The following is a 23,924-nucleotide window of genomic DNA, read 5'->3' on the forward strand; positions in this document are numbered from 1 at the left end:
GGTTCAGAACGCGCCTCCGATCTGAAGATTCAGGGACCGGTATTCCCCTCCCCTCAAAAGGTCCCGTTCCCACGCTGCCATTCCTCTAGCCCGCAGCACACCCCACCGGATGCTCACGCCTCCCTGAAACCGGCGGATGCGATACAGCCCGAAGGTGGTCATCTCCTCTCCCACCGCGCCCCACACCTGTCCCCACCGTCCGGCAACCCCGAGGCGAGCCTCCATGCGAACAATCCAGCCATCACCCTTCTCCCCTTTCCATTTGCCCGATCCCTTCCCGGCTTCGGGGGTGATCCGCAGATCCACCGCCTTCCACCGAACCTGGGCCGGAAACGCCATTCCCGTATAGACCCGGAGAAAACGCGCGGTATCCACCACAAGGCTCTCCGCCCGCACCCCCCGCACCCCCTGGCGGATCCATTCTCCTTCCCGATCCACCCCCGCCTCGATCCGGTGGTATCGCCGATTCTGAGCCAGCCCTCCCTGACTCCACCCCTCCCCGTCGCCTGCTTCTCCCGTCACCACGATCTGCCACAGATTCAGGGATTTTTTCCATCGTATGCTTCCACCCCGGTTCGCCACAAGACCCTCCACAGGAATCAGGGTGTGGGCGCGGTTCCAGGAGGCCACCCCCTCGACCGTCCCCCAGCGCCCCGTTCCACGACCTGCAGCCCAGAGTTGTGCGGTTCGGGAGAACACGCCCCCGGTATCGGTCATCACCCGTTCTCCCTGCTGAAACACACCCCCTACCCGGCTTTCCATGCCTTTCCAGCGAACCCACCCATCGCCTCCTGCCCGCCAGAAACTGGACGAGGCAAGAAGATACCGGTCTGAACGGAAGGTTCGGGAGAAGTTCAGGGAGACGCCCATCCTGCTTCCCTGCAGGCTGCTCCGGCCCGACAGGGTGACAAGCCAGAGTCCCTCAAAGGTCCGTCGTCCCTCCGCACGCACCGTCAGGAAATCCTGAAAACCCATATGCGCTTGAAAGGTCTCCTGATGGCGGGATCCCTGCACCTCACTGTGGAGGGAAAACCCCATGCGAACTGGATTCCACATGAATTCCGTTTCGCCGCCTCCTTCCCACCACACGCCTTCCTGAAGGCCCCGGGCGGGGTAGGAGCCACGATACCGGGCCACCCAGATGCCCGAAGGCCCCCATCGTGCCTCCAGACGGAGCCCTTCCCGGGAAGACCACCCGTCCACCACCCGACGCGTGCCCGTAAGGCGAATCTCCCCCTGTTCGTTTCGCCCTGCGATCCATCCCTCCATGCTGCGAAGCCTCTGGAGTCCCGTTTCCCATGTTCCGTCTCCCCCCGCCGCAAGCCGCCCCCACCGGAATTCCTGGCGGGTGTGGATCCGTTCCCGAACCTGGATGGGCCCTTCCCCCGGAAGGGACACCGCACGGGGACGCCATACACCCGAGACTTCCCCCTCATACCATGCCGACGAGAACCGGGCTTCGCCGGAACCATAGATGACGCCCTGCCGTTCCATCCCCACCGCCTGCCCATGGATTTCTCCATAGGGGATTTCCAGTCCGGCTTCCGCGTATCCCCCGGGTTCTCCCCGGATTCCTCCGGGGGCATACGTTTGCCACACCCCTCCGCCGAAGGCCAGTCCACCCCGCTCCAGGCGCACACCGCCCGCCTGCACGCCCTCCCCCTCCCCGGCCACAACGTATCGCACCTCCAGAAGATCTTCCGGATAGAGCACCCGTCGGAGAAGCACCACCTCTCCCACCCAGTAGTCCACGTCGTAATCCTCCCCCCGCACGAGTTTTTTTCGGTCACCCTCCTGCACGAGAAACACCTCTTCGCTTCCTGGAAGAACCGGAGCCTCCGACAAACGATAGGGCCCCTGTGAATTCTCGCCCTGGATTCGATCCAGATGGATCCCCCCCTGAGGGAAGAACCACAGAGCCTCGGTCGTGAGGGAGGCCTCGTGGAAGCGGGTCACCGCCCCCTGAGCACGGGAATGGCGCAGCGGCAGGCTCCAGTCTTCGGGTGTGAGATCCCCAGCCCGCATTTCGAAGGGGCCCCGGGCATAACGGAGCCACAGGGTCGAAATCCCCGATGGAGCGGGATCCATCTGCCACCGCCCCTGAAGGGTATCCTCCAGCCCGGAAGCCTGCCAGTTCAGGGAACCGGTCAGACGGGAAGTGCTGTAGGTGTAGGCGTAGGGAACCAGCCCCCCCCAGGATTGGGTGGTGAAATAGCTCCACAGGGGTCCCCCGGTCAGGGTGACCGTCCAGTCCCCCTGTGTGGTGGTCCAGGCCATCAGCCAAAGCATCATGGATGTTCACCCCCGTTTGGGAACCAGTCCACGCTGAGCCCCACGATGGGTTTTCCATAGGGATGGAAGAGATAAACCCAGGACGGTGCAAACGCCCCAAGCCGGAGGCCGCCTCCCGCACCCCATAACGTTCCCCAGCCCGGGAAGGTCCGGCTTCCCACCGCGATCCAGCCGATGTCTTCATGGACCCCGCCACATCCTCCGATGCTCTTCCAGGTGCTTTCCTCCTTCGTGATCTGGAGCACCGCCCTTTTTGCGATCCGAATCCGCAGGCCCCCTCCCCCTTCTTCTCCGGGCATACGAATCCAGAGTCGTCCTTCCAGGAAAAGGAGGGGATGAACCGACAGACCGTGGACCAGGGAACCTTCCAGGGCGATGTCTCGGCTCGCAAAAACGCCCGACAGGCGGCGGGTTGCCAGGATGGCCTTCACCCCCACCCACCGGAAGGCCGAGAATCCTGCAACGGCCTGGAACTCCTCATAGGTGGCCGTGGCGGGACGGACCGTATCGGCAGGGTTTTCGTAAAGGGGCGCGGTAAATCCCAGTCGCCGGAGGCCCAGCCCTGCGGAGACGGTGGATGTGGAGAATGCACCGGCCAGGCCGTATTCCATCACGCCCGTGGGCCACTGAATCCCGGTGGCCGAAGCGCCCTGAACCATGATCTGAGGCTCACCGAACACCGCTCCCGGTGAGGGGAGAAAGGCCCATCCCCCGCAGAGAAGCTGGAGGGGTGTGAGGGGAATCATCGCACGAACACCCAGGTCTGGCCTTCGTCCAGCACGGCCCGACCCTCGAGAATCCGGATGTGCACGGCATAGGCTCCGGGCGGAACCCCTCGCCCCCGACGATCCACCACCGGCCACATCCAGACCATCCGGGGACCCGAAAGCACCCTTCGTTCCTTCCACACCGGGAACCCCCGCACATCCATCACCACCCCCTCCACCTCCACCCCCGGTCGCCATCCTTCCACCACCACCTCCACCTGCGCCATCCCTCCCCGCCGCACCACCGACGGCACCGCCCACACCCCGCGAAGACGAAGCCCTGCGATACGGCTCCCCGCCTCCAGCCCTGAAAGGGCCACCACAGGAACAGTCAGATGATACCGGATCAGCCGACCATCCATGAAAAGCACCCACAGGGTGTCCCCATAGAGCCGGAAGGAGCTCATCCCCACCAGCGTGTCGGGATGCTGCCACAACCAGAGTCCCGTGAGGGTGTCTGCCAGTCCCACCACCACCGAATCTCCCCATCCGAAAGGATCCGCGAAATCCCACACTCCCCACACCGGCCGCCCTTTCACAGAACGATACCCACCCCGCAGATCCACAAGGGGATACCGCACCACGGACGTGTCCACCACAAACCGACCGGGCGGGATCGTGTCTCCCACCAGCACCTCCCCCCGTAAACCTTTCGCCCTCACCCCGAACACCGGATTCCCTCCTGGTCCGCCGAAGGAGGGCTGTCCCGCCCAAAGGAGAAGGTCTCCCGTGATCGTGCCGTTTTCATCGAACCGGAGAGCCCGCAGCGTGTCTTCCAGGTTCTGCACGTCCAGCACCAGCCACCCCACGCCATCCACATCCACGCCCGAAAACACCGCAAACGGGTGCGGTATGGCCTGCTGAGACAGGGAAGCCACAGGCTGGAGAGCCCCATCCACCCGTTCCAATCGGAACTGCCCAAACACGTCACGTCTTTTGCGTTCTTTCACAAATCCACCCCCGCTGTCCCACACCACCCACACCCGCCCCAGCGCATCTTTCAGAAGTTCCACAGGATGCATCTCTATCTCATACCGCGTCCGGATCACCGTGCCGTCCGGTCTTTCCTCCTTCAACCACCCGTCCACCGGGCCAAACCCCATGGGATCCCCGACCGCCACCACCAGCGTGGTGTCGTTCCGCACAAAGTCCAGACAGGCATAGGGACTCCCCTGTGCCGTGTCGCACACCAGTTGCATCGTATCCACCGCCACCACCTGCGGCACCGCCACATGACGAACCAGCGTGTCCGCATTCCCCAGAAGATCCCGACCCACAAGTCGAAAGGCATACCACCCCGCCGGCTGCACCGAACCATCCCAGAACCCCAGCGTATCCCGCCCCGCCATGTTCGCCGCACCCGTTGCAATCAGCGTCCAGCTTGAAGGATCATGTCCCATCCCCCATTCCAGCGTCCAGCTCTCCAGATGGGGATCCGTGATCTCTCCGAAAAGCACAAGTTCCCGGTTCACAAACGCACTCTCCGGCGGTGTGGGAAGATCCAGCACCGGCGGCGTCCCGTCCAGACGAACCAGTGTATCCCTCACGCTTTCCCGATTCCCGACCGAGTCCACCGAATAGAAGAGAATCTCCACCAGCGTATCGGGAAGGCCGGTGAGATGGAAGGGCGCGGTGTAGATCTGCCAGAGGGTATCGGGCGCGCCGGACAGCCGAAGGGCGAAAAAGGTGGTGTCCACACCGGAGGCGTCATCTGTGGCAGAAAGTTCGATCAGGGTGGACGGCCCCACCACGGGCGTATCCCCGGTCACCACCGGCGGATGGAAGATGATCTGGGTGACCGGCGGTGTGGTGTCGGACGGACTGGAGGGTGAAAGAACCAGCACAAGGTTCCGCACGGCCTCCCGTCCCACCCGATCCACCGCCCGGGCGGAAAATCCATACACCCCGGCGCTCAGGGTGTCGGTCCACCCCACACTGTCCCGCCCGATCTGATTCCCTTCAGGTCCTGAAAGAAGCAGGGTATCCATGCCGCTGGCCACCTGGCCGGTATCCCGCGCCACCACCCGGACCGTGACGTCCCCGGCCACACCCTGAAAGGTGTCCACCACTACCTGTCCGTTCACCGTGAAGGAAATTTCGGGCGCCCAGCCGTCCACAAACACCGAAACGCGCAGCGTATCTCCATGACCCAGCCGATCCTGTGCCGCTGCTTCCACAAGATGCACGCCATATCCCGGCGCGATCTCTGGACTCTCCAGAGACATCCAGGCACCTCCGTCCACACGCACCGCCACCTCCCCAAGGCCCACCCCCGAATCATACGCCATCACCTGAATCAGGCTGTCCGTCCACACCCCGTTGCTGTCCAGCCGGCCCGTCATGGAGACCACCGGAGCCCATGCATCCACAAACACCGCCCGGCGCAGGGTGTCGCTCGAATTCCCCCATCCGTCCACCGCCACCGCCTCCAGGGTATGGGGACCGGGGGTGAGATGCAGGGGACCGGTGTAGGTCTGCCAGGTGCCCCCATCCACCCTGTAGTGCAGGGCCTCCACCGTGTCGTTATCCCATGCCGCAAGCAAAATCGAAGCGGTATCGTGCAGCCACAGCACGCCCGCCGAGTCCAGGGATGCCCCCTCCACCGAAAGGCTCACCGTCGGCGGTGTGGTGTCGGGAGAAAGGACAACCACGGAAAACCTTTGCGTCGTGACAAGACCGGCCCGATCCACGGCACGGACGTCCAGCCGGTGAACACCGGGCATCAGGGTGTCTGTTCCCACCAGCGTATCGGTGAGGGTGAGAACGCGGGACCCGCCCGGAAGGTCCCACGTGGCCGAAATTTCCCGGATCCCGCTCGTTACATCTCCCGTGTCCAGAGCCACCACCCGCAGGGTCACCACCGGCCCCACCACCGTGTCGAACCGGGTCTGTCCGTTGAGTTCCACCTGCAGAACCGGCGGCCATCCGTCCACGGGGATCGCGAGCATGGTGTCCAGCCCGTTCCCCACGCCATCCTGCGCCTTCACTTCCACCGTGAACCGCCTACCTTCCGAAAACACCACACCCGGCGGGTTGTCCACCACCGAACCGCCGGGCGCCGTGATCTCGTGTGCCGCCACACCTGAAGGATCGGAGAAAACAAACCGGATCGTGTCGCCCGGCGCAGGCCAGGTCGGCCCCTCCACCTCCACCTGTGGAGGAGAACGATCCACACGGAAGGCCCGGACAAGTTCGGCCACAAGCCCTGCCGAATCTTCGGCTTCGATCTGAAGCCTCCCCTGTCCTTCTTGCTCGGGAATAGGAATCGTCAGCGTGGTCTCCCGTGCGGTGAGGGGGATGTGTTCGGTGGCGCCTGTGAAATCCCATCCATACCGGAGTTCCCGAAGCCCCCGGTTGTCCCGAACAAGCAGGGCAAGTTCACTTGCCGGCCCAAGGATGGAGTCTCCGACACTTCCGGAGATCGACAGGGTGAGGGCAGGTGGAAGGGTATCGGGCTCGCCACCCCAGATCACCGGAACCGAATCCATCCGGGCTTCCTCGCCCATCCATCCCCGAACCACAAGAAGCACCCTTCCCGGAGGAAGTCCCACCTCCGGCATGAGAAGGGGCACATCCTCCCCCGGCTGCCATCCCAGCCAGACCGCCGTGCTTTCGGCCCGGAGAAACCACTCGATGGAACCGTCTCCCCCTTCGATATGGGCTTTCAGGGGAGATCCAGTCCACACCGTATCACCTGCACCCGGTGTTTCGATGACCACCTGCCACTTCGGCGCCCTCACCTCCACCGTTGCCTGAATCGTATCCGTGGGGGTGATCCAGAAAAGACGATAGGTTCCGTACCCGTGGGGCGGGGGATCTCCAGGCTTCAGGCCCTCAAAGGACAGCCCATAGGTTCGACGTTCGCCCGCCTGAAGGGTATCGGTCCGTTCCCCGAACCGCACACCGTCAGGTCCTTCCACAACGAAGTGCACCTGTCCCTTTCCGGAAAGGGCCTCGCCCTCAAACACCACACTCGCCGGTGGCGTGACCCGGCGATGGAGATCGCCCAGGACCCGGAAAACCAGAACGGGCGTTTCCCGAACCCACCGGACATAGCCCACCGGAGCGTTCACCGTATCGCTCCCGGCCCGAACGTACACATGAAGAGTCTCACCCGCCGGAAGGCTGTTCAGGGCAATGCCCACCCTGTTCGTGGCCATGGAGATCAGGGAAACGGACGTATGGACATATCCCCGGGCTTTGCCCGCCACCAGGCGTTTTCGGAGAGGGACCGCCGGACCCCGGGGAAACACAAAGAGATCCGCCCGGGTGCTCCGGGTCTGGTTCTGGATTTCAAAGGTCACCGAGTCTGCGGTCACCCGCTGAATCCGAACCCAGAGTCTGCCTTCCACGGTGCGGGAAGAATCCAGCGGGGCGCCTGCACTTCCCGCGGAAAGAACACCCGTCACGGTCGTGCGGATCAGGGAGTCTCCCATCACGTCCAGTGTGTCCTCCCTCCGGGTTGTGGGAATCCGGAAGATCCCGCCGTCGGGGGTGAGGGCATAGAGCACCGGCGGTGCGTCCAGGCTGTCCAGGTTCGTAGACCGGAAGGTGATCGAACCGCTCGAGGATTCGGGAAGCGCCTGGAACACGGGGACCCTCTGAGCAAGATAAGGAGTGGACGGTCCCCAATCCAGGGCGTCCGCCACCCTCATCCACAGGTTTCCGATTCCGGGTGTGTTGCGGGTGAAGGAAGCGCGGTGGAAAGGCGTGTACCAGATCCGGCCCGTATCGCCCACCCACACCGTGGTGGCGAAAAGCGTGTCGGTGCTTTGCGGGGCGGGACCGCCGGAGGCGGGCGTCCAGAGAAGGGTGACAGGTCCGGCAAGGCGTGCCGAAGGAAGAAAACCGATTCGCCAGTCCTCGCCGGAACGAACCGGTGAGGAGGGCGGAAGGTCCAGCCATTGACCGCGGTGAAAGGCCATCAAACGGCCGGGACGGCGGGCATGGACCGGAAGAGGCGCTTCCACATTCCAGTTGTGGTGGAACAGGAGGTCTACCCGATCGTCCGCGTAATTCCCCCAGCCGGAGTCTGTTTGCTGGAGGATGTCGGCGGTGAGGAGAGATCCCGCAAGATCGGCAAGCTGCGGACGCCAGTCCGTGATCCGGAGGAAGGGATTGGGATCGCCCTGAAGCCCTACCCGCAAGGGGAGAGAAAGATAATCCCATGTTTGAACAAGACGGAGGATGACGGTCTCGCCTTCCCCTCCTCCTTCGACGTGTCGTTCATATTCCACCCGACTCACCGAATCGATTGGCACAGGGAATCCTGAAAACGCCTGGGACACACGGTCGCGCCAGAACCATTCAACCGGCGGGATTGTGCGACATCGGCTGGATGGGCGAGTTAGATAAAGGGGAATCACCTTCATGGCCAGCACATCCCGCATTTCCATCTTCTCCACAGAAGGGCGCTGAAAAGGTGGGAAGGTTACAACCGTATCCCGCGGGGTTCCTCCCCGAAGGCCCAGGACAGAAGGAAATCGGAACAGCTGGCTCTTCCCCTGTGTCAGACACACGGCGTTCTGGTCGTCCGAGCACGGGACAATCTGAGCACCTCCTGAAGAGGAAAGCTCTGTTTCGCCCTCGGAAGTGATCAGAAAGATCCCGTTGTTCCGGATCTCCACAAAAGTGTCTCTCTGCATGAGGGCATAAGGAGCGTGAAGGAAAGCTGGAAGGGATTGAGGAGCGAGATCATATCCGCTGACACAAACCCGCACAGAGTCAAAGGGTGGAATGGGGGATGGCCAGACAGTGAAGGGAAGAACTGTCTCCCAGGGGAAATCACCCCGGGAGAGGGATCGCATCGAATCCACATGCCCGATTGTCGGGGGAGAAAGAACCGAGTCCTGAAATTGGATCCGCACCCCCCACAGACCGGTATCCACCTCCACCTGAAGCGTCCCCCATCCCGAAAGCAGCGTATCGTGAACGGCGAGAACCCGCGGAAAGGCCAGACCGGAAGGAAGTCCAAAGGTGTCCACGTCTCCCCCCGCCAGTGTATCCGTATAGTGGGCGATGATCGTCTGACGAAGGGCTTGAAGATTGGGACGAAGGGTCAACGTATGGAAAAAGTTCTCGGTCCCGGTCTGGACCTGAAGAATGCCCATGGGTCCCATCTTTCCAGACCACGGCCTTCCATTCAGCAGATCGCCGGAAAGAAACATGGGTGGGGTGGTATCGCTCCACGTTTGTCCCTTCCACCTCCCCCATGCCGCAATGCGAAACGCGTTGAGATACGTGTACGTTTGCTGGAGCACTGGATATTCAATTTCGACGGCATCAGGCTTTTGCCCAAGTTCCACCGTATCCTCCACACCCTCAACGTTGACCACCACTTCCCACAGCATTCCCGCTGGACGGGCAACCGCGGAAACCGTATAGACGCGCTGGAGTGGTACCACCACGGAGCGAGAAAGAAACCGGAAATCGTCACCCATGCGAACCCAGTAACGAAGGGTCACTTCTTCCACACCCCGGTTTTCCAGCGTGTCTCGCAGCGCGTCCGAAATGTCAAAGGAACCTGTCACGACCCCTTCTGACATCAGGTTGAGTTCCAGGGTCTCTTTTTCCACCACACCCACGCCCGGGAAGAAGGAAGAATACCGCACCACCCATCCCGACGTATCCGCCAGGGTGTCTCCTGATAGAACCTGGACAAAACGATCATCACGCTCAAACACATCGAAAGTATCTGGCGGAACCCAGAACACGAGCCGCGGATTGGACCAGTCTTTTCCGCAGTACATCGTATTGCTGTCCCGAACCACATTTCCCTGAAGATTCATCGTGACAACAAGGTATCGCCCAGGTTCCTGAATATTTCCCTCGGGATCCGAAATCGTACATCCCTGGTGCAGACTCCACCGGATGGTGTCTCCTGAACGAACCCAGTGTCCCGGGAAAAGAGGAATCCAGACCGAATCGTCTGAGGGAAGCCCCCATCGCCATGCCATTCCGTTGAACTGCACGCTGTCCAGAACCGAAGGGACCACAAACTTGTTCCCCGATGCTCCGCGTGTGATCTCATAATCTTCCCGAATTTCCTGCCTCACACGCCCATATGTCACTTTCAGGGAATCCACCACCACCGGAAGCGCATAGCCTTCGACAGGCACGTCAACGTTATACACCCCCCAGCTCCGCACCTCCCCCGCCGGCTGGAGGGAAAGGCGCACCCATCTATCCCCCGAAAACACCGAATCGTTCACACGGAAACGGGAAGGGATATAGAGCCACGGCGAATCCGCCGTCACCACCACCCCGTTCACCAGCACAAAAGATGCTTCTTTCACCACCGTGTCTGGCGGAAAAGCAAGATGCACGACATATCGCCCACCCGGCCACACCCGCGCCACCTGAAGGGGTACGGAGAAACGCCCCTCTCCTTCCAGCACATCCACCCACGCCTCCCCGCTGAGCCGGGACTGACCCGTTGAATCCCGGATCTCCCACACCACTCGCCGGTCCTGGTTCATCCACACCTTCACCGTGAGCGTCATCAAACTGTCCGGAAGCCCCGTCCGCAGCGTGTCCGGAAGGACCTTCACCCGCGAGACCACAAACCGCCGGCGAACGTCCACCATCACGCTGTCTGAAAGGACCTCCCCCGAAGGCTCCATCACCCGAACCACCACCCGATATCGCCCCGCCGGCACCGTCTCCAGCCCATGGGTATACGTCCCTTTCCACATAAACGGCCGCTCGCCCACCACCACCTCCGTGTCTGCAAAGGTCTTTTCAAACCGCCCCACACGAAGAGGCGCCCCCAGCACGTTCGCCCGCACCGGTCCCGTCCACACAAACCGCACCACCGTGTCCACCGGTACCGTATCCTGGATCCACAGGGAAAACGTCGAATCCCCTCCGGAAAGACCAGAAAGCCCCGCGCACGCGGGATCTTCGGGACCACACCCTCCAGCACCCGAAACCGGCATTTTGCCTCCGTAGAAATGAAGCGTAAGGGCAGCCATCCCCCGGGACGGCTTCCCGCGAAAGCCTACCACCACCGTGTCCCCCACCCGGCCCAGGAAGAACGCCCCGCCTGTCCGCTCCATTGGAGGGGATAAACCGTCCCCCATCTCCGGAAGACCGTCCACGCCCACCACCGAAAATCCACCCGCTTCAAACACCACCCCCTTCTCCCCCACCACCTGCATCCAGACCGTTCCTTCCGGTCCGGTATAGCGGGGCGTCACCTCTATGCGATCCCCCCGATCCGGCTGAAGAACAAAGGGGGTCACGCCCGAAAGGGTGGGATTCCGGCGAGGCGGAACCGTGTCTTCCTCCCCCGCCAGCACACGTGCCCTCAGCTCGAGGGTGGAGGAATACGGCACATCCGAAGGTTTCACCTGGATTCGCGCCGTATCCCACAGCACAAAACTGCTGTCCTCCGCAAAAAGCAACACCAGAAGCTCCTCCCCTTCCAGCCTCTGAAGGTTCAGGGTAGCAAGCAGGGTGGGCTCGGTGAAGGAAGACGTGGTATCCTGAAGATACGAAACGGCGCGGTCCGTGTTCCATTCGCCCGGCAGGGGAACCCCCGGTGTGGTGCCGGTGGAATCCTGAAGTCTTCGCCAGGCCACCTTCCATCGCCGCAGACCTCCGCCCTGAAGGGCGTCTGGATCGGACACCACCCCCACCACCCCCACCGGTCCAGGCACCACCCGCCCCCGGGGCGCCACCAGCTCCACACCAAACGTCCGATAGGCAAAGGCAAACCGCTCCCGCTTCACGTTGCCCGCCTCATCCTCCGCCTCCACCGTGAGGGTCCGCTGTCCCGGTGCAAAGCCCGAAAGGGGCAGGTGAACCTGCCACGCCCCCGATCCCGCAGCGCTCGACGCGGCCTGAAACACCACCGAATCGTCCACGCTCACGACCACCCGTATCCGCCCTTTCCCCCACGGCGCGTCGGGCTCGTTCACCTCCACCGGGATCACCGTGTCCCTCGAGGCGAAGGCAAAGGGGGTGAGGATCACGTCGGGGGCTGTGCGATCCACCCGGAACCGCGAGGCACCGCCTGTCACCAGATCCCCCGTCTCCAGCGTGTCCGCGTTCCCCGCACGGTCCCTCACCACCAGGGTCACCGTATACACGCCATCTTCCGGAAGAGGAAGGCTCCACAGAACCGTATCCTCTCCAGCAACATCGAAGGTCCAGATCTCCCCGGAGTTCACGTCCTGGACGGTGAACGTCCCCCGCACTGGCTCGCTCACCGGTCCCCTCACAAACCAGGCTTCCTGTGCGTTGATCAGCGTGTCTGCCCGCTCCTCCACCACCAGGTGCGGTGGCGTCCGGTCCACCACCACCGGCACCGACGCCGTGTCCGACCACCCCGCATAATCTTCAAGCCGGATGTGGAGGGTATAGGTGCCTTCGGGAACGTTCTGTGTGGGGATGGCAAGGCGATAGGGCGATGTGTAATACACAAAGGCCAGGGTATCGGTCCACACCGTGTCGCCGGTTTCGCCAATCAAGGCGGCGAGGGTGCGCCGGGCGTGGGTGCGATACCGTTCCAGGTTATCCCGGGCAAGAAGATGAACGGTCAGCGTGTCTTTCACCCAGAGCGTATCGGTGTGATCGGCTTCGGCGATCCGGACGGTGGGAGGCGTGCGGTCGATGGCGAAGGACATCGGAAGCACCGTGACCTTCTTCCCGTCGCTTGCCCGATAAACGATCCGGACCACGCCTTCGGGAGCGGTTGTTTCCCCGGTAAGTTGCTGGATGAAGGCGGGGAGGGCATCCAGGGTGATATGGTAGCCTGCCAGGGCGTCGTGGGGTTCATGAGGGTAGGTATAGCCGTCCGGAAGGGTTTGGGGGGTAGCCAGACCTTGGCCGGTCAGGGAGACGTGGAGGCTTTCGGCGGTGGCGGTTTCCCAGAGGTTCAGGGAGTCGTTGAAGGTGAGGGTGTCGAGCCAGAGGGAGAGGGTGTCCCACTGGAGGGTCCATCGGGAGGTGTCCAGGCCGAGTTTCACGAGAAGGAAGGAGAGGGAGTCGGGGAGGGTGGTGAACACGTTGCCCCAGGCGGGGTAGGGGGAGAGGGGGCGGAGGTGCCATCCGGAGGGCACGATCCAGAGTTTGAAGCATCGGTGGGTGTACTGACCAAGGATGGTGACCGCGTCGAGGCACAGGTGGTTCATGCCGGCGCCGACATAGCGGAAGGCCTGTCCCGGCACAAGGCTCCACCGGCCGTTGAAGCCGATGTGATCGGGATAATGCAGGCGATATTGCGCAGCGCCGTTGATGTCCAGAACAATCCGGGTGGAAGCCAGGAAGAAGGTGTTCCCCGCATAAAACTCCATGCGCAGGGAGTCCATGAGTTCGGCGGGGACCTCCACCGTGTCCACCGGGTTCTGACCGAGCCAGACGGTGTCGTATTGAACAGCCCCCTGTTCATCCAGATACGGCACAATCATCCGCGCCGAGTCGATGGTGAGGGGTTTCTCGAGCAGCGAAAGCACAATATCATCCCGGAACAAAATATCCTCGTGCGTTAACCCTGAATATTCCACTGTCCGCCCAACACCACGACAATCGCTCAGATCCACAAGAGGATCGGTGCTGTGGGCAATCATCTCAATATTGGCCATTGACCACGCCCCCATTCCAACATTGTACCACTTCGAAGGATCAGACAACGCCATAACCCCAAGCACAGCAAGAAGAAAATACCCTGTCCCCCGGATTCCATCTCTCGCCACATCGGGCTTTCTCACCATTCCAAAACTCACCATGCTCTGCTCACGGTGCGAGTTCCAAAAGTCTTTCAGACACACAGACGTTAAAGGCACGTCTTCCCAAACCCCCTCCACTCGATCCAGCCATTCTGAACCTGGTTCAAGATCCTTCAGCCCGTCCCCGTGACTTTCGCATGCCACCATCCCTTCCACAAGGTCTCGCGTCACCCCAAGCCATATCGCGCTCACCCCAAATCGAAACAGGTGGCTCAGAACATCCCCGGGAAACAGGTCCGCAATCCCCAGAAGAAGCGTTCCCAATCCGTTGTTCAAACACGAACTCGCACTCTCGTCACATGCTGCATTCCCCACGCAACGGCTAAATGCCTGACCAATCCAGTAAGACAGAAACAGCTGCCTTGGGTCCACGGGCATCCATGCCGTTGCGAGCTGAAAAAGTGGATAGTTCCCGATGACCAGAGGAACATATCCCTCCCGATAGGACAACCGCAATTGATGCGCTCCTCTCAGCGGGGATGCCAGTGTGATCACTTTCCAGATGTGTTCTTTCAACGACGGATCCTGTCTCAACGCCTCTGCCACCACAGCACCGCCCATCGAATGGGCCACAAGCACCACTTTCGCGTCAGGATTGAGATTCCAGGTGGTGTCGTAATACGTGAAAAGGACCTGTTTGATAAAATGCTGAAGTTCGTAACCCGCGCCTCGATCGGCAAGAACAGCTTCCACTTTCCGGCTTACCGTGTCTCCCGAAGACGTGATCGCCTTATACCAGTACCGTATCGTATCCCCCGACACATACGGCCCCTCATCAATCGATCCCGACGGATCGTCAAGAGAAATGGCGGCGAGATACGTGAGGGTGTCCGTTTTGATCCCCACCTGCAAAGGTTTGAAATAAGGCGACATGTACCTCAAAAATGGCACAATCATATGCCCTTCCATTGCACAACCTGGCTTCGCCCTTGTCGCGTCATTCCCCCTTTGCACTCCATCCGGATCGTAATCACACGGAACCCTCACGCCCCAGTGCCAGGAACCTCCGTTCAGCCCGTGAACAAACACCACCGGATAAGGATGGTAAGGTTCAGCCCATCCCCATCCAGCGCTAAACACCACACTGATCAGGGCACAGGTCCAAGATCTTGGCAGGGAATCACGCCACATAACATCCCTCCTTGATCAGGCACACATACACAGCATCCCCCAACTGTTCGATCCCCATTCCACTTCCATATCCCCCCTCCACATAGCGTTCCATGGGGAACCAGCGTATCCACAGGTGTGAGATCCACCCACTTAACAAATCCCGCCTTCTCTGCAATCACCAGCGTATCCCCCTTGAACCCAAAACTCACCACCGGACTGTCCACCACCGTGAAACTGTCCCTTCCTTCCCAACGAAGAAGACGGTTCCCGCCTGTAATGTACACGCGACCTCTCGGATCCGCTGCAAGCAGCCCCACAATCGGATAGCTAAACAGCACTTCGTCCATCCCTGTCGCCAAGATCCGCCTCTTCACCGTATCCGGTGTCGCATCTGTCCCCGTCTCGCACAGATACAACAGCGTATCTCCCACAGGGTACGTATGCGCCCAGCACGGCAACGAATCCAGCACCTGGTTGAACTCCGGATCATACAACTTCCCCCCAAGCCACCACCCTCGCCCCAGCGGATCCTCCCACAAATCCCCTCCACCAAGCTCCGGCTCCTCATGAATCACCCACACACTCTCCGCTTCCACAATCCACCACCCACTCCCACTGTCCTGATGAATCGTCATCGGATCCACATAAAACATCACATCCCTCGAATAATACCTCCTCCGATCCACCACCCACCACCCATCTCCCCTCGCACACACCGCCTGCTTCGTGTATAACCCCAAAACTCCCACCTTCTCCCCAACCCACGCCACCCCCCTCACATCAAACGTCGACGCATCTCTCCATCTGCACGGCTCACATCCCATCCACAACCCCCCCAGCACCACCCAAATCATCGCCCATCTCTTCATCTTCCCTCCTCCTTTTTAAACCAGTCTCAACTCCACGAAAACCCCCGACCCATGCCACAAATCCCGCGTTGCCGGCTGATCATATTGAATCCCGATATCCAGCACATTATCGATGAGACTCAGCGTGAGACGTTCACCATAGGGGGTGTAGATCCCAATAAGATGGAAAAAGTAGAGCATATCCAGCGCAAAATCCATATAAATTCCCCCGTGTGCAGGAAACTCCAGCCACCCCGAAATCAATCGAGAAAACGATTCTTTCCACCCCCATTTCCACCCCTGAGCCACCTGCGCAGGGTTCCCCAAACAGATCAGCCGATAGACTGTGTCAATGGAGGCAATCCGAACTCCTCCAATCAGAGCCATGGCAACATTGAGAGGATCATGGTTAATGACGAATTGTTCAACGGTTCGGGACAGTCCCTGAGGAGGCATGCAGGTTTGAGCAGCGACAAAGTTCACCAGAGCAGATGGATGTCAAAGGGCGGATGAGGAGGAACGCGGGGTTCCAGTGAAGGGCTGTGACAAAAATCGGTTTGTATCGGGGATGGGTGATATACAGGTCTTTCACCGGTGATCCCAGAACGATCACTTTCCAGATGTGTTCTTTCAAAGACGGATCCTGTCGGAGGGCTTCGGCGACAACGGCACCACCCATCGAATGGGCCACAAGCACCACTTTCGCGTCGGGATTCAGGTTCCAGGTGGTGTCGTAATACGTGAAAAGGACCTGTTTGATAAAATGCTGGAGTTCGTATCCCGCGCCCCGATTGGCAAGAACAGCTTCCACTTTCCGGCTTATCGTGTCTCCCGAAGATGTCACCTCCCCATACCAGTACCGTATCGTATCCCCCGACACATACGGCCCCTCATCAATCGATCCCGACGGATCGTCAAGAGAAATGGCGGCGAGGTACGTGAGGGTGTCGTACACCGTGTCCCCTCTCCAATCGAAACCCTTAATAACCCTCCGGTGATAGGGTGAAAAATATGGTCCCATGGACTTTAGCATGTGCCCTTCCATGACGTACCGATCCTTCACCCGAACCGCGTCGTTGCCATCCTCATCGTCATTCCACCAGATAAGTCCCCAGTGATGCGCTCCTCCATTGAGACCATGGACGAAAATCACAGGATACGGACGATACGCACTGTCCGGCGCAAGCTCAGTCTGCGCTTCAAGACCACGGATTGCCCCAAAAATCAGGGCACCGATGGTCCACGCGTGAGCAAATAATAATCGTGAATGTATCCGCATTGGTATCCTCCTGTTTGATCCAGAGTACATACAAGCGGATAGCGCTCGCCACCGGTTGCTAACCCTTTATCCCCGTTCCATTTCCACACTCCAAAAGAAACCTGGCCGTTATGAGGAACACTTTTGACATACGTTGTATCAACGACAAAATGAAAGTTGTGCGCACCTTGAGTGACCAAAGTGTCGTCCTTGAATCCAAAGCCTGCAACCAGTCCGTCAATAATCACCGTGAAACTGTCTCCTCCTTCCCAGCGAAGAAGACGGTTACCACCTGTAATGTACACGCAACCTCTCGGATCCGCTGCAAGCAGCCCCACAATCGGATAGGTAAACAGCACTTCGTCCATCCCTGTCGCCAAGATCCGCCTCTTCACCGTATCCGGTGTCGCATCTGTCCCCGTCTCGCACAGATACAACAGCGTATCTCCCACAGGGTACGTATGCGCCCAGCACGGCAACGAATCCAGCACCTCATTGAATCCATGATCATACAACTTCCCCCCAAGCCACCACCCTCGACCCAACGGATCCTCCCACAAATCCCCTCCTCCAAGCTCCGGCTCCTCATGAATCACCCACACACTCTCCGCCTCCACAATCCACCACCCACTCTCACTGTCCTGATGGATCGTCATCGGATCCACATAAAACATCACATCTCGCTCATATAAATCCCGATACCTGTACCCAAGCAAATTCGGACACTTCTCCCGCTTCCGGTACAACCCCAGCACCCCAACCTTCTCTCCCACCCACGCCACCCCTCTCACATCAAACGTCGACGCATCACTCCACTTCCCTTCACACGGATCTCGAAAACACATCGACCCCATCATCCCTGCCGCCACCACAGCCAGATATATCCCTCGCCTTTTCATCTCATCCCTCCTTTGCCTTTCGCCCCATTCTCCCAATCAATCCCCACCCGTGTTCTTTCAACGCCCGATCCTGTCTCAACGCCTCCGCCACCACGTCCCCTCCCATCGAATGGGCCACAAGCACCACTTTCGCGTCGGGGTTGAGGTTCCAGTCGTCGCCGTAATAGGTCCACAGGACTTTCTTGATAAAATGCTTCAACTCCGCTCCTGATCCTTTGTCGCGCAGGACCACTTCAACTTCCCGAGCAATCGTGTCTCCCTGACCGGTCACTTCGGTATACCAGTACCGAACCGTATCATCGCTGTCATACGGCCCCGGATCAATGGATCCTCCAAAATCGTCAAAATTCAACGCGGCAAGAAAGGTGCGGAGGTCTCTCAACGTATCCTGGCCCACAAGGTAAAAATAAGGCCGAAGCAAATTCCAGAGTGCAAGGGATGTATGTTCTCCAATCAATGTGTCCACGACAACGGGATAGTCTATACCATTCGCCGTGTCCACGGAATCAATCTCAAATCCCCATGTTCCGGCGTTGCTGTTGATCCCATGAACCAGAATGATGGGATAAGGGCGATAAGGCCCAGTGGCAGAAGTCAATGCAATGAGCATAGTCAGTAAGGTGAGCATTGCAACACCTCCTGTGTTGAGTCTTTCGGAACACAGATTCCTATGTTTGCCTCAAAACACGTAATGGCCATCCTCCCGTACCACTTCCATAAACTATAACAGTTTCCCGAAGCTCCACTCCACACACGACCTTCGGCCCGGACTGTATCCACGACCTGATCGTTATACCAGAAATAAAATCTGGATCCCTTCTCCACCACCAGCGTATCCCCCTTGAACCCAAAATACAGCGCCGGACTGTCCACCACCGTGAAACGGTCTCCACCTTCCCAGCGGAGAACCCGAGAATCTCCCGATATGTACACACGACCTTGTTCATCCACTCCAATCAACTTGATCACCGGATAAGTGAACAAATCCTCCACCACCCCACTCCCCAAAACTTTCCTCTTCACCGTGTCCGGCGGTACACTTGCACCCGTGAAACACACATAATACACCGTATCCCCCTTCGGATACACCCCCTGCACCCTCCGTCCTCCACAGGGCAACTCTTCCTGCACCTGGCGAAAATCCCTGTCATAAAATCTCCCTCCCAACCACCACCCCCGCCCAAGCGAATCTCTCCAGAGATCATATCCTCCAATCACACCCCCCGGCTCATGGATCACCCACACACTGTCCACGGCTCTTGTCTCCGGGTCCACCCACAGCATCACGTCCTGATCGTTCAGCGTGTCATAGGACGCACCCCACAACCACCCATACGTCACCCGCACATCCGTAAAATGACCCAGCACCAGCACCCTCCCATCCTCACTCCAGTCCGCTCCATACACCTTCAAAACCCTCTGACGCTCCACATCCGTCTTGCACGACAACAACCCAGCCACCAGCACGAGAATTCCAAAACCGATTTTCTTTCTCATCGCCCTGCCCTCCACTCATACTCAACCTTCATCCCCGGACCCTGCCCACGCAACCACCGGATCTCCCGAACATAGCCCGTCACCGGATCATACGTCCACACCCCCTCCACCACCTCACCTCCCACTTCCACCCGCTGCCTCAGCACTCGACCCTCTCCATCCACCCACATCTTCACCCCCACACCCCCCACTTCCCCTTCCACCACGTCCATATCACCCTCCTTCCGGAGCTGTGCGCTTTCCCAGAACGATGAGTCCATGCTTGCCGGGTTGGAAATCCGAAACATCGTGCCCATCAGGGAAACAGCGTCTCCTTTCTGTTCCACCATCACACTGTCCCCTTTCCGAATCTGCAGAAAACCCTGCGCCCGCCTGATCCCAAGCGTCTCGGCATAAACGTCCCCCATCTGGAGAATGATCTGTCCCTGCAGGGTGTCTTTCCCCGCAGGTTCCGGAGCAAAGGAATAACGCTCCATCCGGTTCATCACCGCCTGGATTTGGGGGGACAGGGAAAGAAGAAAAAGCAGAACCTTCATCATCCTTCACCCTCCTGCATAACTCAGTCCAGGCGAAGTAATAAGGTTTCTCTCGCGATCGTTCAACGTTTTGCGATCCACCCGGAACCGGGAGGCACCGCCCACCACCAGCTCCCCCGTCTCCAGCGTGTCCGCATTCCCCGCACGGTCCCTCACCACCAGGGTCACCGTATACACACCGTCTTCCGGAAGCGCAAGGCTCCAGAGAACCGTATCCTCCCCGGCAACATCGAAGGTCCAGGTCTCCCCGGAGTTCACGTCCTCCACGGTGAACCTCCCCCGCACCGGCTCGCTCACCGGCCCCCTCACAAACCAGGCTTCCTGTGCGTTGATCAGCGTATCCGCCCGCTCCTCCACCACAACCTGCGGTGGCGTCCGGTCCACCACCACCGGCACCGATGCCGTGTCCGCCCACCCCGCATAATCTTCAAGCCGGATGTGGAGGGTATAGGTGCCTTCGGGAACGTTCTGTGGGGGGATGGCAAGGCGATAGGGCGATGTGTAATACACAAAGGCCAGGGTTTCGGTCCAGACCGTGTCGCCGGTTTCGCCAATCAGGGCGGCGAGGGTGCGCCGGGCGTGGGTGCGATACCGTTCCAGGTTATCCCGGGCAAGAAGATGGACGGTCAGCGTGTCTTTCACCCAGAGCGTATCGGTGTGTTCGGCTTCGGCGATCCGGACAGTGGGAGGCGTGCGATCAATGGCGAAGGACATCGGCAGAACCGTGACCTTCTTCCCGTCACTTGCCCGGTAAATGATCCGGATCACCCCTTCCGGAACGTCCGTGATTCCAGTGAATTGCTGGAAAAAGGTCGGGAAATCATCCAGGGTGATCTGAAGTCCGGCCAGGGCGTCGTGGGGTTCATGAGGGTAGGTATAGCCGTCCGGAAGGGTTTGGGGGGTAGCCAGACCTTCGCCGGTCAGGGAGACCTGGAGGCTTTCGGCGGTGGCGGTTTCCCAGAGGTTCAGGGAGTCGTTGAAGGTGAGGGTATCGAGCCAGAGGGAGAGGGTGTCCCACTGGAGGGTCCATCGGGAGGTGTCCAGGCCGAGTTTCACGAGAAGGAAGGAGAGGGAGTCGGGGAGGGTGGTGAACACGTTGCCCCAGGCGGGGTAGGGGGAGAGGGGGCGGAGGTGCCATCCGGAGGGGACGATCCAGAGTTTGAAGCATCGGTGGGTGTACTGACCAAGGATGGTGACCGCGTCGAGGCACAGGTGGTTCATGCCGGCGCCGACATAGCGGAAGGCCTGTCCCGGCACAAGGCTCCACCGGCCGTTGAAGCCGATGTGATCGGGATAATGCAGGCGATATTGCGCAGCGCCGTTGATGTCCAGAACAATCCGGGTGGAAGCCAGGAAGAAGGTGTTCCCCGCATAAAACTCCATGCGCAGGGAGTCCATGAGTTCGGCGGGGACCTCCACCGTGTCCACCGGGTTCTGACCGAGCCAGACGGTGTCGTATTGAACAGCCCCCTGTTCATCCAGATACGGCACAATCATCCGCGCTGAGTCGATGGTGAGGGGTTCTTCGAGATCAGCCAGCACAAAGTCTGCTCGGGCGGGCAATTCCCCGTGCCACACCCCGCTGTGTACACGCTTGTTGATATCCAGCGCATCCCCCGTGAAAATCAGCACGTCCATGTTGGCCACCGTAAATTCCAGCGACGCAATTCCCGCCGCCCCCTGCGCTGCAAGCTTCCACCACCACGGATTCGTGGGATTCGCTGCAAGCGATATCAAAATCAAACCATATGCCCCATACGTCGCACCTCTCACTTTATCCCGCAGCGACGGCATGCTCACCCGCGCATCCGGTTGCCCCGCAACCCTCACAAAATGGGAATTCCAGAAATCCTTCCCGTAATGCCCATACCACCGAACCCCTTCCCACGGCCTCACCTCTCGCAGCCTCCTCTGAAATCCTGACCCATGCCACAAATCCCGTGTCGCCGGCTGATCGTATTGAATCCCAATATCGTGGATCGCATTAATCAATCCCAGCGTGACCCGCTCCCCCCACGGTGTGTAAATCGCGATAAGGTGAAAAAGATACAAAACATCTCCCAAAACCCCTATCACTCGCGCAGGGGCAGGATAACTCAACCAACCCGACGCCAGTCGAGATAGCGTTTCCTTCAAGCCTCCTTGCCACCCAGCTTCAATCAAATTTCGCTCCCCAGAACAAATGAGCTCCCGAACATCTTCCACCGAAGCCATATGCATGCTCCCAAGAAGACCCACCGCCACATCGGCCGGATTCAACGTCTGAAGAAGCTGGTTGATGGCACGGGATAATACCGACGGAGAAACACAAAGTCTGAATTGCGCGGCATCGATCAAAGCTCCGGCGAGCGGACGAACAAGGAGTATGAAAGGGTTCCAGTGCAACGCCGTCACAAAAATCGGCTTGTATCGGGGATGGGTGATATACAGGTCTTTCACGGGTGATCCGAGAACGATCACCTTCCAGATGTGTTGTTTCAACGACGGATCCTGTCGCAGGGCTTCGGCGACGACGTCCCCACCCATCGAATGGGCGACAAGAACCACCTTCGCGTCGGGGTTGAGGTTCCAGGTGGTGTCGTAATACGTGAAAAGGACCTGTTTGATAAAATGCTGAAGTTCGTAACCCGCGCCTCGATCGGCAAGAACAGCTTCCACTTTCCGGCTTACCGTGTCTCCCGAAGACGTGATCGCCTTATACCAGTACCGTATCGTATCCCCCGACACATACGGCCCCTCATCAATCGATCCCGACGGATCGTCAAGAGAAATGGCGGCGAGATAGTTAAGTGTGTCTCGCACATAGGGTTGGAAAAGTGGGAGTAATTTTGTGATCATATGGTCTGGCATCAACCGCGAAGGATTCACACGCAGTTTATCTCCGCCTCCTTCGCCCCTTTCAAGTCGACCCATCTCTTCCGAAGATAACAACACTCCCCAGTGCCATGCCCCTCCGTTTAAACCGTGAACAAACACCACAGGATAAGGGTGGTAGGGCTCCGACATGCAAACCCCCACCGTGAAGATTATTCCAAAAGCGATCGTGGATAAATAACCTCGTCCGTACATACCCATCCTCCCGTTTGATCCTGCTTACAAAATACCTCCATCGATTGAGGTGGACAAACAAACGCTTTTCCATCGTGGAATCGCCATGGAATGTAGCAATCTCCATTGTAGAATTCACCAAACGATCCGGTAAGAGGTACGCTGTCAAGAATGGTGAGCGTAACAGGGTCCCTCAAAACGAGATAACCGTCTCTCCATGGAACTCCCCACGTCACCAGCGTATCCCCCTTAAACCCAAAACTCACCACCGGACTGTCCACCACCGTGAAACTGTCTCCACCTTCCCACCGAAGAAGACGGTTCCCGCCTGTAATGTACACGCGACCTCTCGGATCCGCTGCAAGCAGCCCCACAATCGGATAGGTAAACAGCACTTCATCTACCCCCGTCGTTAATACCCGCCTCTTCACCGTATCCGGTGTCGCATCTGTCCCCGTCTCACACAGATACAACAGCGTATCTCCCACAGGGTACGTATGGTAATTGCACGGCAACGAATCCAGCACCTCATTGAATCCCGGATCATACAACTTCCCCCCAAGCCACCAACCTCGACCCAACGGATCCTCCCACAAATCCCCTCCTCCAAGCTCCGGCTCCTCATGAATCACCCACACACTCTCCGCTTCCACAATCCACCACCCACTCTCCTCGTCCTGATGAATCGTCATCGGATCCACAAAAAACATCACATCTCGCTCATACAAATCACGATACCTGTACCCAAGCAGATTCGGACACTTCTCCCGCTTCCGATATAACCCCAGCACACCCACCTTCTCTCCCACCCACTCCACTCCCCTCACATCAAACGTCGACGCATCACTCCACTTCCCTTCACACGGATCTCGAAAACACATCGACCCCATCACCCCTGCCGCCACGATCCCTAAAAACACCCATCGAATCCTCATC

General features: G+C 59.3%; 12 protein-coding genes. All 12 read right to left on the bottom strand.

Translation table 11 applies throughout. The features are described 5' to 3' along the window. Positions 1 to 3: 3 nt before the first annotated feature. Positions 4 to 2,292 carry a hypothetical protein gene (locus AC6HU3_RS03615; RefSeq protein ID WP_497474739.1) on the bottom strand — a complete coding sequence of 763 codons (2,289 nt, stop codon included), beginning with the start codon at positions 2,290 to 2,292 and terminating at the stop codon, positions 4 to 6. Continuing rightward, on the bottom strand, positions 2,289 to 3,038 hold the full coding sequence (locus AC6HU3_RS03620; protein WP_497474741.1) for a hypothetical protein: 750 nt from the start codon (positions 3,036 to 3,038) through the stop codon (positions 2,289 to 2,291). The genes AC6HU3_RS03615 and AC6HU3_RS03620 overlap by 4 nt, the downstream gene beginning before the upstream one ends. Next, positions 3,035 to 14,662 carry a PGAP1-like alpha/beta domain-containing protein gene (locus AC6HU3_RS03625; protein ID WP_497474743.1) on the bottom strand — a complete coding sequence of 3,876 codons (11,628 nt, stop codon included), beginning with the start codon at positions 14,660 to 14,662 and terminating at the stop codon, positions 3,035 to 3,037. Before AC6HU3_RS03625 ends, AC6HU3_RS03620 begins: the two co-directional genes overlap by 4 nt. 215 nt (positions 14,663 to 14,877) lie before the next feature. Further along, the gene (locus AC6HU3_RS03630; RefSeq protein WP_497474745.1) at positions 14,878 to 15,771 is read right to left on the bottom strand and encodes a hypothetical protein; all 894 of its coding nucleotides are present in this window, start codon (positions 15,769 to 15,771) and stop codon (positions 14,878 to 14,880) included. 15 nt (positions 15,772 to 15,786) lie between these two features. Further along, a complete protein-coding gene (locus AC6HU3_RS03635; protein ID WP_497474747.1) occupies positions 15,787 to 16,137 on the bottom strand; it encodes a hypothetical protein in 351 nt (116 codons plus the stop codon). Between the two features lie 37 nt (positions 16,138 to 16,174). Continuing rightward, entirely contained in the window at positions 16,175 to 17,029 is an 855-nt protein-coding gene (locus AC6HU3_RS03640; RefSeq protein WP_497474749.1) for a PGAP1-like alpha/beta domain-containing protein, read from the bottom strand. After that, on the bottom strand, positions 16,975 to 17,907 hold the full coding sequence (locus tag AC6HU3_RS03645; RefSeq protein WP_497474751.1) for a hypothetical protein: 933 nt from the start codon (positions 17,905 to 17,907) through the stop codon (positions 16,975 to 16,977). The genes AC6HU3_RS03640 and AC6HU3_RS03645 overlap by 55 nt, the downstream gene beginning before the upstream one ends. A gap of 1 nt (position 17,908) precedes the next feature. Next, on the bottom strand, positions 17,909 to 18,535 hold the full coding sequence (locus AC6HU3_RS03650) for a lipase family protein (RefSeq protein WP_497474753.1): 627 nt from the start codon (positions 18,533 to 18,535) through the stop codon (positions 17,909 to 17,911). Beyond that, a complete protein-coding gene (locus AC6HU3_RS03655; RefSeq protein WP_497474755.1) occupies positions 18,520 to 19,404 on the bottom strand; it encodes a hypothetical protein in 885 nt (294 codons plus the stop codon). Before AC6HU3_RS03655 ends, AC6HU3_RS03650 begins: the two co-directional genes overlap by 16 nt. Continuing rightward, entirely contained in the window at positions 19,401 to 19,943 is a 543-nt protein-coding gene (locus tag AC6HU3_RS03660) for a hypothetical protein (RefSeq protein ID WP_497474757.1), read from the bottom strand. Before AC6HU3_RS03660 ends, AC6HU3_RS03655 begins: the two co-directional genes overlap by 4 nt. 3 nt (positions 19,944 to 19,946) lie before the next feature. Then, positions 19,947 to 22,742 carry a PGAP1-like alpha/beta domain-containing protein gene (locus tag AC6HU3_RS03665; RefSeq protein WP_497474759.1) on the bottom strand — a complete coding sequence of 932 codons (2,796 nt, stop codon included), beginning with the start codon at positions 22,740 to 22,742 and terminating at the stop codon, positions 19,947 to 19,949. 224 nt (positions 22,743 to 22,966) lie between these two features. Then, a complete protein-coding gene (locus tag AC6HU3_RS03670; protein ID WP_497474761.1) occupies positions 22,967 to 23,923 on the bottom strand; it encodes an NHL repeat-containing protein in 957 nt (318 codons plus the stop codon). Between the last annotated feature and the right edge of the window lies 1 nt (position 23,924).

The organism is Caldifarcimen microaerophilum, from assembly GCF_055387105.1.

Coding starts and splice junctions, on each gene's coding strand:
- AC6HU3_RS03635 (WP_497474747.1), bottom strand. CDS start 16,137: ATGGCTCTGATTGGAGGAGTTCGGATTGCCTCCATTGACACAGTCTAT.
- AC6HU3_RS03620 (WP_497474741.1), bottom strand. CDS start 3,038: ATGATTCCCCTCACACCCCTCCAGCTTCTCTGCGGGGGATGGGCCTTT.
- AC6HU3_RS03615 (WP_497474739.1), bottom strand. CDS start 2,292: ATGATGCTTTGGCTGATGGCCTGGACCACCACACAGGGGGACTGGACG.
- AC6HU3_RS03650 (WP_497474753.1), bottom strand. CDS start 18,535: ATGCTCACCTTACTGACTATGCTCATTGCATTGACTTCTGCCACTGGG.
- AC6HU3_RS03660 (WP_497474757.1), bottom strand. CDS start 19,943: ATGATGAAGGTTCTGCTTTTTCTTCTTTCCCTGTCCCCCCAAATCCAG.
- AC6HU3_RS03625 (WP_497474743.1), bottom strand. CDS start 14,662: ATGTCGCCTTATTTCAAACCTTTGCAGGTGGGGATCAAAACGGACACC.
- AC6HU3_RS03670 (WP_497474761.1), bottom strand. CDS start 23,923: ATGAGGATTCGATGGGTGTTTTTAGGGATCGTGGCGGCAGGGGTGATG.
- AC6HU3_RS03630 (WP_497474745.1), bottom strand. CDS start 15,771: ATGAAGAGATGGGCGATGATTTGGGTGGTGCTGGGGGGGTTGTGGATG.
- AC6HU3_RS03645 (WP_497474751.1), bottom strand. CDS start 17,907: ATGAAAAGGCGAGGGATATATCTGGCTGTGGTGGCGGCAGGGATGATG.
- AC6HU3_RS03655 (WP_497474755.1), bottom strand. CDS start 19,404: ATGAGAAAGAAAATCGGTTTTGGAATTCTCGTGCTGGTGGCTGGGTTG.
- AC6HU3_RS03640 (WP_497474749.1), bottom strand. CDS start 17,029: ATGCGGATACATTCACGATTATTATTTGCTCACGCGTGGACCATCGGT.